Consider the following 11,233-nt stretch of genomic DNA (forward strand, 5'->3'; position numbering starts at 1 on the left):
ATCTTGCTTGCGAGGGGTCATATCACCCGATGTCATCACTCACAGTGCCCATCCCGCCGGACCCCGAGGGCCCGGCGTGTCGGGCCGGAAACACCGATCTTGAAACAGTCCCGGGCCTTTTGGCGGCCGGATTCTCGACGTCCCGTGCGGCAGCGGCCGCCACAGCCTGGCGCTCGCGGCGCTCGGCCACCGGGTGACCGGGGTCGACATCTCGGCCGAGGCCGTCGGCCATGCCAGGCGGGAGGCGGCTCGGGCCGGCCTCGACGTCAGGTTCGCCCAGGCGGACATGCGCTCGATCCCACGGCCGGCGTCGTTCGACGCCGCCGTGTGCCTGGGCAACAGCTTCGGTTACCTGGACACCGCCGGCACCCGGGAGTTCATCGCGGCCCTCGCCGGTGCCCTCCGCCCCGGCGGGGGTCTCGTCATCGACTTCAACGCGACCGCGGAGACCGTCCTGCCGGGCTACACCGGTCAGCCACGCACCATGCGGACCGGGGACATCACGGTCGAGACGACGACCGAGTACGACGTCGACGAAAGTTGCCTGATCAGCCGGTACCGGTTCAGCCGGGGCGGGGAGGTCGTCGACGCCACGGCACTGCACCGCGTCTACACCAGCCGCCAGCTCGGTGAGCTGCTCATCGACGGCGGGTTCACCGGCATCGAGCGGTACGCCGGGCCGGACGGTGCGCCCTACCAGCTCGGCTCGAGCCGGTTGATGCTCGTCGCCCGCCGAACCTGACCCGCTGAATCACTCGAGTTCGTCCCTGACCAATCGAGAGCGGATCGGTCAGGGACGAACTCGTTCAACGTCCACGTCCGGGGCGCTGCCGGCCGAAGGAGCCGTGTCCGTCGAGCGGCATGCCGGACGGGGTAGCGCTGGGCCTATTCGTGGCTGTCGAGGCCGTAGGCGGCCAGGGCCTGGGTGGCGGCGGTGTGGATGCCCGCGACGATGTCGGGGGGCCCGAGAGCTCTGGCCTGGTCGCCGAGGCCGAGCAGCAGGCGGCGCAGCCAGCCGGGCTCCCAGATGCGCAGTTCCACCAGCAGACGGCCGCCGTCGAGCTCGCGGCGGGAGACGACCGGGTAGTGGTCGGCGACCCAGCGTGCGGCCGGTTCCAGCTCGAGGACGACCAGCGTCTCCGCCGGGCCGGGCTCGAACAGGCCGTCGGTGTCCCGCGGGCGGGCCTCCAGCGGCGGGTCGGCGGGTGTGTCGAGCACGGTGACGCCGTCCGGGCCGTCGATCCGGTCGAGGCGGAACAGCCGGACCGCCTGTGACCGGTGGCACCAGCCCTCCAGGTACCAGTGGCCGTCCCGGGTGAGCACCCGCATCGGGTCGACGTCGCGTTCGGTCAGCTCGTCGCGGGACCAGACCAGGTAGCGCAGGCGCAGCTGCCGGCCGCGGGCCACCGCGTCCTGGACGGCCCGCAGGACCCCGTCCTGGGCGTCGAGCTCGACACGGACCCGGTCGGCGGGCAGGGTGCCGACGGCGTCCGCCAGCTTGCCCAGCGCCCGGTCGAGCGCGTCGCGGGCGGACAGGCCGGGCACGTCGGCGAGCGTGCGGGCCGCGACGACCAGCGCCATGGCCTCGTCCGCGGACAGCCGCAGCGGGCGGTCGAGGGTCTGCGGGTCGAGGACGGAGATCTGGTCGGCGGAGTAGCTCAGATCGATCAGGTCACCGGGGGCGCCGCCGGGCAGGCCGCAGACGAACAGCAGGTCCAGGTCGTCCCGCAGCTGGCGGACGGTGATCCCGAAGGTGGCGGCGGCCTCGTCGAGGCACACCCCGGGATGGGCGCGCAGCCACGGCACCAGGGCCAGCAGCCGACTGAGCCGGTCGGCGGCGGAGGCGGAGGACACCGGCGGGCTCACGGCACGTTCTCCGGCAGCGTCGCCGCCCCGCTGGGCGCCCTGCCCGCTTCCCCGTCGGCCGGGGCGTCCGACGAGGGCAGCGGCGGTCCCGCCGGATCCCTGGCCACCGTGTCAGCGACCGGCGGGACCACCGGCGGAATCACCGTGTCCCCGGTTGGCTTCCCCGGGGACGCGGCCGCCGACTGCCTCTTCCGTCCCCCGGTCGGCTTTTTCACAGAGGTGGCCGGTGGGGAGGCCGGGGCCGCGGAGCAGAAGAACGCCCGGGAACCGGCTGGGTCCGCCGGTTTCGCCGCCGGGCGTGGCCGTTCGATGCCGTCGTGGGCCCGGGCGGCGTCGGCCAGTCGGCGTACCACCTCGGCACGCAGCTGTGCCGGCTGCTCCACCAGCACGTCCGCGCCGTAGCCGGCGATCCATCTGGCCAGCTGCTCGGTGTCGGAGTAGTCGAGCTCCACCCAGTCCATCCCGGCCGCCGCGGCGGCCAGGCGGCCCTCGTCGCTCCCCGGCGCGAGATGCCGCGGGCCGTCGGCGGGGAGCGCCCGGGCGTACCGGCGCAGCGCGTGACCGGCCCCCGGGCGGACGCACAGGACGGCGGTGCGGGTGGGCTCGGGCGACGGCGCCGACGCGGACACCAGCGCCCGCAGGTCGACCCCGTCGGGGACGCGGACCGCGCCTGCCGGCCCGACCGCGCGCACGGCGCCGGTCACCCGCGACAGCCGGAAGACCCGGGGGGCCCGCCGGTCACGGTCGTGGCCGACGAGGTACCAGCGTCCCCGCCAGGAGACCACCCCCCACGGCTCGACGTGGCGTTCGCGGGCCTCGGTCTGTTCCACCTTGCGGTAGGGGAAGCGGACGGCCCGCCCGGCCTGCACGGCGGCCAGGCAGGGTGCGAACGCGGGCTCCGTGGTGGCGACCCGCGGCTCCAGGCCGTCCGGGCCGGGCAGGGTGCGGATACCGCCGGCCGCGAGCTTGCGCAGGGCGCTGGCGGACGCGTCCGCCAGCGCCGTGCTGGACCACAGCTGGGCGGCGAGCCCGAGAGCGGCGGCCTCGTCCGGGTCGAGGGAGATCTCCGGCAGCGCGTAGTCGCCGCGGCGGATGCGGTAGCCGACCTCGTCGCTCCAGTACGAGTCCGACCCGGTCTCCAGCGGGATGCCGATGTCGCGCAGGTACTGCTTGTCCCGCTCGAACATGCGGCGGAACGCCTCCTGCTCGTCAGCGGTGTCGCCGGGGGTGTAACCCTCCACGAGCTCGCCGATTTCGGAGACGGTGAGGAACCGCGATGTGGCCATCAGGCACATCGTCAGGTTCAGCAGCCGTTCCAGCCGACGACGGGACACCGTACGAGGCTAGAACACCCCTGTTGGATCTTCAGCGTCGCCCATGCGACAACCCGGCCCGTAAAGCGTCGACCGCGCGTTCGAGGAGATCGAACACACGATCGACGCCTGTCGCCCGGACTGGCCGGCGGCCCGACCCGGCCCGGCCCGGCCCCGCCTGATCGGTCCGTCCGCGTCCGCGCGGACCGGTCGGGCGGGACACCGGTCAGTTGTCGCTGGCCTGGACGCCGACGAGATCGACGACGAAGACCAGGGTGGATCCGCCCGGGATCGGCCCCTGGTCCGTCGCGCCGTAGCCGAGTTCGGGCGGGATCACGAGCGTGCGCCGGCCGCCGGTCTTCATCCCGGCGATGCCCTGCTGGAAGCCGGGGATGACGCCGTCCAGCGGGAAGATCGACGGCTCTCCACGGTCCCAGCTCGCGTCGAACTCCTTGCCGTTGGCCCACAGGGTGCCGACGTACTGCACCGACACGGTGCTGGTCGGCGACGCCACCGCGCCGGTGCCGACCACGAGGTCGCGGGTCACCAGCGTCGCAGGCGGCGTGCCGGCACCGGCCGCGATCGTCGGCTTGGCCGACAGGTCGCCCGCGCCTGTCACTGTCGGTAGCTGCGATTCGCCCGTCCCGTCGGGCGCGGTGGAGCTTCCGCAGGCGGCAAGTGTGACGGGCAGCGTGGCGAGCAGAACGGCGGAGAGTATAACAAAACGGACACCTCGGCCAAGGCGTGGAACGACGGTCACAGGTAGGTGGTCCTCACATGCTGGCGATGAGTTTGTCGACCCGGTCGTCGACGGACCGGAACGGATCCTTGCAGAGCACCGTACGCTGTGCCTGATCGTTCAGTTTCAGGTGTACCCAGTCGACGGTGAAGTCGCGTCGCTTCTCCTGGGCCCGCTTGATGAACTCACCACGCAGCCGGGCCCGAGTGGTCTGCGGCGGGACGGACTTCGCCTCGAAGATGTCGAGGTCGCGGCTGACCCGTTCCACCAGCCCGCCGCGTTCCATCCGGTAGTACAGGCCCCGGTCACGATGGATGTCGTGGTACTTCAGGTCGATCTCGGCCACCCGAGGCGAGGCCAGCGACAGGCCGTGCCGGTGCCGGAACCGGTCGATGAGCACGTACTTGGTCACCCAGTCGATCTCGCGGGCGACCAGTTCCAGGTCGTCGGTCTCGATCGCGAGCAGGGTGCGGCCCCACAGGTCCAGGACGCGCTTGGCGACCGCGTCCCCGCCGCGGCGTTCGACGAACTCCTGCGCCTTGGTGAAGTACTCGCGCTGGATCTCCAGCGCGCTCGCCTCCCGCCCGTTCGCCAGCTTGATCCTGCGCTGGCAGGTCATGTCGTGGCTGACCTCGCGGATTGCCCGGATGGGGTTCTCCAGCGACATGTCCCGCAGCACCACCCCGGCCTCGATCATGCGCAGGACCAGATCGGTCGAGCCGATCTTGAGCAACATCGTGGTCTCGCTCATGTTCGAGTCGCCGACGATCACGTGCAGGCGCCGGAACCGCTCGGCGTCGGCGTGCGGCTCGTCCCGGGTGTTGATGATCGGACGGGACCGGGTGGTCGCCGACGACACCGACTCCCAGATGTGCTCGGCGCGCTGCGAGATGCAGTACACYGCCCCCCGCGGGGTCTRCAGGACCTTGCCCGYCCCGCACAGGATCTGCCTGCTGACCAGGAACGGCACCAGGACGTCGGCGAGCCGGCTGAACTCGCCGTGCCGCCCCACCAGGTAGTTCTCGTGGCAGCCGTAGCTGTTGCCGGCCGAGTCCGTGTTGTTCTTGAACAGGTGGATGTCGCCGGCGATACCCTCCTCGCGCAGCCGCCGTTCCGCCTCGACCAGCAGCCCCTCCAGGATGCGCTCGCCGGCCTTGTCGTGGGTGACGAGGTCGGGCACGGAGTCGCACTCGGGGGTGGCGTACTCCGGATGGCTGCCCACGTCGAGATAGAGCCGGGCACCGTTCTTCAGGAAGACGTTGCTGCTACGACCCCAGGAGACGACCCGACGGAAGAGATAGCGGGCCACCTCGTCCGGGGACAGCCTGCGCTGGCCGCGGAAGACACAGGTGACCCCGTACTCGTTCTCCAGGCCGAAGATGCGGCGATCCACACCGACGACCCTATGCCGCCCGCCCACCCTGGTGTGAGCGGACGCTCCAGCCGCCCTCGTCCGTGGCCGCCTGTGACCTCCTCGGCGCCCGTCGTGGCACAGAGGGTCACAACCCTGACGCAAAGGGTGGTGAAGTGGGTCGGATGCGCGCCCGCGTCCGGTAACGTCCGCGCCGGAGCCGCAGGCTGCGATCCAGAGACGATCAAGAGACAGTCCGGAGATGATCCGGGGCGCGATCCGAGAACTCCGAGGGCCGTCTCCGCCGGAAGAGCCCGCCGGAGACGGTAGAGAGGACGACCAGCATGACGGTGACGCCCGAACCCTCCGCAGTCGTCACGACCGTGGGTGGCACCACCCCTGCCACGGTGGTCACGCCGCGCCCGGGCAGTCCGACCCACGGCGGGGTGATCGTGGTCCAGGACGCGCGGGGAATCACGCCGTACCTGGTGTCGGTGTGCGTACGGCTGGCCGGTGCCGGCTGGCTCGCGGTCGCCCCGCACCTCTACCACCGGGACGGGATCGCCGAGGTCGACCCGGCCGGCAGCTGGCCGTCCGCGCCGCGGCAGATGGGCACTCTGACCGCCGCCGGCATCACCACGGACGTCGACGCCAGCCTCACCCACCTCGCCGGCGCAGGCTTCGCTCCCGGGCGGACCGCGGTGCTCGGCTTCTGCATGGGCGGGACCGTGGCGCTGGCCACCGCCACCCGCCATGCCGTGGGCGCGGCCGTGTCGTTCTACGGCGGTGGGGTGCGCACACCGTACTGGGACGGCATACCGCCGCTGGTGYGCCTCGCTCCGGCGCTGCGCGCGCCATGGCTCGGTCTGTACGGCGAGCAGGACACGCTGATCAGCATCGACGAGATCGACGCGCTGCGGACGGCCGCGGGCACGGCGGCGGTGCCCACCGCGCTGATCAGCTACCCCGGCGCCGGCCATGCCTTCCACAGCGACGACCGCGTCGAGATCCACCGGCCAGCGGCGGCCGAGGACGCCTGGAACCGAACGCTGGCCTGGCTGCGCGCCCATGTGGCCGCCGCCTGAACCAGTTCTCCCAGGCCGGCGGCGACGTGAGACGAGTCACACATCGCCGCCGGCCGCACCGGCCCTCCGGCGGAGGAACAGCCAGCCTGCCGGGTCAGGTCGGGGTGTCGGCGCCTTCGTCCAGCAGCGCGTCCAGCTGTGGGCCGGAGATGCGCTTGAACAGCCGACGGCTGCGGGTGCGGTCGAGCATCGCGACCTCGAGGTTGGCCGAGGACAGGACGCGGTCGCCGTTGGCGCCCGGGGGCGTGCCGGCCCGCAGCGCGTTCGCGGCGACCCGCAGCGCCGTGGCCAGCGGCTGCGCGTCCGCGTGATGCTCCTTCAGGGACGTGTTGACCTGCTCGGACTGCCCACCGATGGCCACGAACCCGCGTTCGTCCGCGATCGACCCGTCGTAGGTCAGCCGGTAGATCTGGTCGGAGACGGCATCCTCTCCGACCTCCGCGACGACGATCTCCACCTCGTACGGCTTGATGCTGTCGGTGAAGATCGTGCCGAGGGYCTGGGCGTAGAAGTTGGCCAGCGCCCGCCCGGTGACGTCCCGGCGGTCGTACATGTACCCACGGACGTCCATCATGCGTACACCCGCCGTCCGCAGGTTCTCGAACTCGTTGTACTTGCCGACCGCGGCGAAGGCCACCCGGTCGTAGATCTCGCTGATCTTGTGCAGGGTGGACGAGGGGTTCTCCGCCACGAACAGGATGCCGTCGGCGTAGCTGCGCACAACCACGCTGCGGCCGCGCGCGATCCCCTTGCGGGCGTACTCGGACCTGTCCCGGACCTGCTGCTCCGGACTGGCATAGCCGAAGGGCATGGTCATGTCAGCCTCCCGGATTCGTCAGACGGCCGGCGACGACGGCCTCGACCACGGCGCCCACCTCGTCGTCGGTGAAGCGGCGGAAACCGTCCTCGGTCACCGAGGCGACCACCGGGTAGATGCGGCGGGACAGGTCCGGGCCGCCGGTGGCGGAGTCCTCGTCGGCGGCGTCGTAGAGCGCCTCCACGGCGACCCGGACGGTCGCGTCCTGGGTGAGGTCGTCCCGGACCTTCTTCTTCAACGCGCCACGGGCGAAGACGGAGCCGGAGCCGATGGCCTGGAAGCCGTGTTCCTCGGCCCGGGAACCGGTGATGTCGTAGGAGAAGATCCGCCCCTTGCCGGCGTCGAGGTCGTAGCCCGCGTACAGCGGGATGACCGCGAGCCCCTGCAGCGCCAKGCCGAGGTTGTTCTTGATCATGAAGGACAGTCGGTTGGCCTTCGCGTGCAGGCTGAGGGTGGAACCCTCGATCTTCTCGTAGTGCTCGAGCTCGACCTGGAACAGGCGGACGAGATCCGCGCCGATCCCGGCCGTGCCGGCATAGCCGACACAGGAGTACTCGTCGGCGTGGAAGACCTTCTCGACGTCCCGCTGTGCGATTAYGTTCCCCATGGTCGCGCGGCGGTCACCGGCCATGATCACGCCGCCGGGGTACGTCACCGCCACGATCGTCGTGCCATGGGCCACCTCGGTGACGGCGGCCGGCAGACTGCCGCGTGCGCCTGGCAGCAGCTCGGGCGCGGCCATGGCCAGGAACTCGGTGAACGACGACGTTCCCGGTGTCATGAACACAGACGGTAGACGCCCGGCGACTCCCGCTGGATCAGCCACACATCCCCCTTCAGGTAGTCGGTGGGTCGGATAAGTGGTACCAGGTCGTCGGTGAGGCCGCCGAGACCCATGGTGCGGATGACGCACGCCATGACCCACGGTGCGCTGAGGCGCACAATGACCCACGGTGTGACGACGCACACGGAAACCCGTAGTGCGATGCCGCACACGATGTCACTGTCGTCCCGCGCCGCTGATGCCGGGGCGGCCCACCGGCGACGTTGCCGGGGCCGCGCACCGCCGCGACCGGGATGGGCCCTACGCGGCCCGGCAGCCGGCGGGCCCCGGTCGGGCATGCACCCGTCCCGCCCTGTCCGTCAGGCGGGCTGTGCCGTGCCCCACCCGGTGGCCGGCGTCCCGGCCGGTTCTCCCGGCCCCGGTCCCGATGTTCCCGCTCGGCCGTTGCGGCCGGTCGGCGGGGGCTGCCTACTCGCCCCCCTTCTGGACGTAGCCCTTGACGAACTCCTCCGCGTTCTCCTCGAGCACGTCGTCGATTTCGTCGAGCAGGGAGTCGACGTCCTCGGACAGCTTCTCGTGCCTCTCCTTGATGTCGCTGGCGCTGGACTCCTCGACCTCGACGTCGTCACTCTGGTCCGTCCGTCGGCCCGCGCGCTGCTGACCGCCGCCGGTGTCCTTCGTGGCCATGAGACCCTCCTTCGATCGTCTGGAGCGACACTATCTCCGGGCCCGGACATCCTGAGGCGTTCCTCGCCGCCCGCCATCGACCTCACCACGCCGACGTGGTGGTCGCGAGCCCGGCCCGCCATGAGCCCACCCGCAGGCTCCGGCCGCCGGCAGCGCGAAAAACATGATCGCTCTGCCTTTGGCCGGTGACCCAGGAGTCTGGCCGCCGGCAGCGCGAGGAACATGATCGCGCTGCCTTTGGCCGGTGGAGAACCACTTCATCACGATCCAGCGGATCCGTCGCGACGTCCGCCCATGGCGCAACGCACGGACGGCCCGCTCGGCCACCAGCCCCACCTCGTCGTCAGCGGCGGTGTGGCGGGCCTGCGGGCCCGCTACGAGGACGAACGAGGCAGGCCCGTACCCCAGGGGCGCACGCTGCACCCACGGGCCCAGGGCGCCCGGCCCGGCCCGGCGGTCGGTTCCCTGCCTGCTCGCCCCGGCCGAGCAGGGCCCCACGCCGGCGGTAGAGCCGGCTGGCGTGGGGCCTGGCGTCCGTGTGGCGGGGACGGTAGGAGTCCGGTGGGGGGTTGGTGGAGGCTGTGTGAGGTGGTCCCGGTCAGCCGCCGGTGAGGGCGTCCACGAGGTCCAGCGCGGTYGGGCAGCGGGCGAGCAGCTCGCCGACGTGCGCCTTCGTCCCGCGCAGCGGCTCCAGGGTCGGCACCCGCTGCAGGGAGTCGMGGCCGATGTCGAAGATGACCGAGTCCCAGGATGCGGCGGCCACCTGCTGCGGGTACAGCGCCAGGCAGCGGCCCCGGAAGAACGCCCGGGTGTCGTGCGGCGGCTCGGYCATGGCGCGGACGATCTCGTCCTCGGTGAGCAGCAGATCGACCCGGCCGCGCGCCACCAGCCGGTTGTACAGGCCACGGTCGGGCCGCACGTCGGAGTACTGCAGGTCGACCAGCTGGAGCCGGGGAGCGTCCCAGCCCACCCCGTCCCGGGCCCGGTAGCCCTCGAGGATGGCGAGCTTGGCGACCCAGTCCAGCTCCCGGGAGCAGCTCATCGGGTCGTCCTCAAGACGCACCAGGACGGACTCCCAGCGGGAGAGCACGTCCGCGGTCTGCGCGTCCGGGTCGGTGCCGAAGCGGTCCTCGACGTACTTGCGGGCCTGCTCGAGGTACTCCATCTGCAGCTGGACGGCGGTCATCTTCCGGCCGTCGCCGAGCGTCAGCAGGTGGCGCAGGGACGGGTCGTGGGAGACCGCCCGCAGGCTGCTCACCGGGTTGTCGACGCTGAGGTCGACGTCGAGCCAGGAGTCCTCGATCATCGCGAGCACGAGCGAGGTGGTGCCGACCTTGAGGTAGGTCGAGATCTCGCTCATGTTCGCATCGCCGATGATCACATGGAGCCGGCGGTACTTCTCCGGGTCGGCGTGCGGCTCGTCCCGGGTGTTGATGATCGGACGCTTCAGGGTGGTCTCCAGGCCGACCTCGACCTCGAAGAAGTCGGCCCGCTGGCTGAGCTGGAAGCCGGCCTCCCGGCCGTCCACCCCGATGCCGACCCGGCCGGCGCCGCAGACGACCTGCCGGGAGACGAAGAACGGGATGAGATGGCGCAYGATGTCGCCGAACGGCGTGGACCGGGCCATCAGGTAGTTCTCGTGGCAGCCGTAGGAGACGCCCTTGTTGTCCGTGTTGTTCTTGTACAGGTGCACCGGCATGGTGTTCGGCACGGACAGCGCCCGCCGGGCGGCCTCGGCCATCACCCGCTCGCCGGCCTTGTCCCACAGCACCACGTCGCGCGGGTTGGTCACCTCGGGCGTGGAGTACTCCGGGTGGGCATGGTCGACGTAGAGGCGGGCGCCGTTGGTGAGGATGACGTTGGCCAGGCCCAGGTCGTCCTCGTTGGCGGGCGCGGACGGATCGACCACCGGCTCGCGGGGCAGCTCGAAGCCCCGCGCGTCGCGCAGTGGCGACTCCTCCTCGAAGTCCCACCGGGCCCGGCTGCCGCCGGTCGCMTGTCGGCTGGCGTAGGAATTGACCACCAGCGACGAGGCAAGCATCTGGTTGGTGGTTGGCTGACCGGGCACCGAGACGCCGTACTCGGTCTCGGCTCCCATGATCCGGCGAACGCTCACACTGTCAGCGTAGGTGCTTTGAGCCCGCACCGAGACCTGGACCGGACGGGTGACCTTCGGTGACTGCCTGACAAAATCCCAGAAATACGGACCAAACACCCCATCGACGGCCCGCTGATGACCGGAAAACCCTGGCCCGGGAGCGTGCCGCGCCTGCGGAACGCCCAGGGAAATCGTTTACATCCACTCCCTCGGGGCTCCCTCGGCGCATCCTCGATGCCCCTCGACGTCCGCCCCGCCCCGGCCCGGGCGCGTGCCGCGCCCCGTCAACGCCGAGGGCGGGAGAGCGGGGATTCCCTGCTCTCCCGCCCTCGGCGGAACGTCCTGCGTACCCGGAAGACACCCGTGGCTGTGTTTCTTCGCCGTTCCCTCGCCGCGCTCCCCGATGCTCCCTCGCGGCTCTGTGCACACCGAGGAGAGGGCACCGAGAGGACACCGAGGGGAGACGAGACGGAGCGGGGCCCGGCCCTGGGAC

Annotated in this window: 10 protein-coding genes; 2 read left to right on the top strand and 8 right to left on the bottom strand. The window is 71.4% G+C overall.

The genetic code is table 11. The annotated features are described in order from the left end of the window. Positions 1–130: 130 nt before the first annotated feature. Positions 131–742, top strand: a complete 612-nt coding sequence (locus BL254_RS19085; RefSeq protein ID WP_083731202.1) for a class I SAM-dependent methyltransferase — start codon at positions 131–133, stop codon at positions 740–742. Between the two features lie 143 nt (positions 743–885). Here BL254_RS19085 and BL254_RS19090 read toward each other — a convergent pair whose 3' ends face one another. The 4 genes from BL254_RS19090 to pafA form a co-directional block, all read right to left on the bottom strand. Next, positions 886–1,866, bottom strand: coding sequence for a YafY family protein (locus tag BL254_RS19090; protein WP_047223536.1), 981 nt, complete (start codon positions 1,864–1,866; stop codon positions 886–888). Then, positions 1,863–3,152 (bottom strand): YafY family protein, encoded by a 1,290-nt coding sequence (locus tag BL254_RS19095; RefSeq protein ID WP_254858298.1) that lies wholly within the window; start codon positions 3,150–3,152, stop codon positions 1,863–1,865. The genes BL254_RS19090 and BL254_RS19095 overlap by 4 nt, the downstream gene beginning before the upstream one ends. Before the next feature lie 253 nt (positions 3,153–3,405). After that, on the bottom strand, positions 3,406–3,939 hold the full coding sequence (locus tag BL254_RS19100; RefSeq protein ID WP_047223535.1) for an FKBP-type peptidyl-prolyl cis-trans isomerase: 534 nt from the start codon (positions 3,937–3,939) through the stop codon (positions 3,406–3,408). Between the two features lie 13 nt (positions 3,940–3,952). After that, positions 3,953–5,311, bottom strand: a complete 1,359-nt coding sequence (gene pafA, locus BL254_RS19105; protein ID WP_076844391.1) for a Pup--protein ligase — start codon at positions 5,309–5,311, stop codon at positions 3,953–3,955. A 302-nt stretch (positions 5,312–5,613) separates the two neighbouring features. On the opposite strand from pafA, the gene BL254_RS19110 reads away from it, so the two are divergent. After that, complete coding sequence (locus BL254_RS19110; protein WP_076844394.1) at positions 5,614–6,354, top strand: dienelactone hydrolase family protein; 741 nt, start codon at positions 5,614–5,616, stop codon at positions 6,352–6,354. A 94-nt stretch (positions 6,355–6,448) separates the two neighbouring features. Here BL254_RS19110 and prcA read toward each other — a convergent pair whose 3' ends face one another. The 4 genes from prcA to dop all read right to left on the bottom strand — a co-directional run bounded on the left by prcA (position 6,449) and on the right by dop (position 10,758). Continuing rightward, complete coding sequence (gene prcA / locus BL254_RS19115) at positions 6,449–7,171, bottom strand: proteasome subunit alpha (RefSeq protein ID WP_076844396.1); 723 nt, start codon at positions 7,169–7,171, stop codon at positions 6,449–6,451. A gap of 1 nt (position 7,172) precedes the next feature. After that, positions 7,173–7,952, bottom strand: coding sequence for a proteasome subunit beta (prcB, locus tag BL254_RS19120; protein ID WP_371390941.1), 780 nt, complete (start codon positions 7,950–7,952; stop codon positions 7,173–7,175). A gap of 471 nt (positions 7,953–8,423) precedes the next feature. Then, on the bottom strand, positions 8,424–8,642 hold the full coding sequence (locus tag BL254_RS19130; protein WP_047223530.1) for a ubiquitin-like protein Pup: 219 nt from the start codon (positions 8,640–8,642) through the stop codon (positions 8,424–8,426). A gap of 598 nt (positions 8,643–9,240) precedes the next feature. Continuing rightward, positions 9,241–10,758, bottom strand: a complete 1,518-nt coding sequence (dop, locus tag BL254_RS19135) for a depupylase/deamidase Dop (protein WP_371390943.1) — start codon at positions 10,756–10,758, stop codon at positions 9,241–9,243. Positions 10,759–11,233: the final 475 nt, after the last annotated feature.

The sequence above is a fragment of the Protofrankia sp. BMG5.30 genome, assembly GCF_001983005.1.
GTDB classification, from domain to species: Bacteria; Actinomycetota; Actinomycetes; order Frankiales; family Frankiaceae; genus Protofrankia; species Protofrankia coriariae.

Coding starts and splice junctions, on each gene's coding strand:
- BL254_RS19095 (WP_254858298.1), bottom strand. CDS start 3,152: ATGGCCACATCGCGGTTCCTCACCGTCTCCGAAATCGGCGAGCTCGTG.
- BL254_RS19130 (WP_047223530.1), bottom strand. CDS start 8,642: ATGGCCACGAAGGACACCGGCGGCGGTCAGCAGCGCGCGGGCCGACGG.